This window comes from Shigella sp. FC1661 (assembly GCF_001712525.1).
GTDB lineage: Bacteria > Pseudomonadota > Gammaproteobacteria > Enterobacterales > Enterobacteriaceae > Escherichia > Escherichia coli.
The window spans coordinates 1-749 of record NZ_MDGW01000408.1; the positions used below are offsets into that span (position 1 = coordinate 1).

1 protein-coding gene and 1 pseudogene are annotated in these 749 nt (G+C 52.7%); one reads left to right on the forward strand and one right to left on the reverse strand.

Features of this window, described 5'->3' with window-relative positions:
• A pseudogene (locus tag BFF42_RS19080) lies at positions 1-452 on the forward strand (IS1-like element IS1X2 family transposase); the annotation flags it as partial.
• An 11-nt stretch (positions 453-463) separates the two neighbouring features.
• Here BFF42_RS19080 and BFF42_RS19085 read toward each other — a convergent pair.
• A partial coding sequence (locus BFF42_RS19085) for an integrase core domain-containing protein (RefSeq protein WP_000318964.1) occupies positions 464-749 on the reverse strand: 286 nt, incomplete at its 5' end.

The window sequence follows — 749 nt, forward strand, 5'->3', positions numbered from 1 at the left end:
CGTCACTTAAAAAACTCAGGCCGCAGTCGGTAACCTCGCGCATACAACCGGGCAGTGATGTGATTGTCTGCGCTGAAATGGACGAACAGTGGGGCTACGTCGGTGCTAAATCACGTCAGCGCTGGCTGTTTTACGCGTATGACAGGATACGGAGGACGGTTGTGGCGCACGTCTTCGGTGAACGCACTCTGGCCACACTGGAGCGTCTTCTGAGCCTGCTGTCGGCCTTTGAGGTCGTGGTATGGATGACGGATGGCTGGCCGCTGTATGAATCACGCCTGAAGGGAAAGCTGCACGTTATCAGCAAGCGTTACACTCAGCGCATTGAGCGACATAATCTGAATCTGAGACAACATCTGGCAAGGCTGGGACGGAAGTCACAGTCGTTCTCAAAATCGGTGGAGCTGCATGACAAGGTCATCGGGCATTATCTGAACATAAAACACTATCAGTGGATTTGCCCCTATATTTCCAGACATCTGTTATCACTTAACCCATTACAAGCCCGCTGCCGCAGATATTCCCGTGGCGAGCGATAACCCAGCGCACTATGCGGATGCCATTCGTTATAATGCTCGAACGCCTCTGCAAGGTTCTTTGCTGCCGTTAACCCGTCTGGTTTGGGCATGATACTGATGTAGTCACGCTTTATCGTTTTCACGAAGCTCTCTGCTATTCCGTTACTCTCCGGACTCCGCACCGCCGTGTTCTTCGGTTCAAGTCCCAACATCCGGGCGAACTGGCGTGTT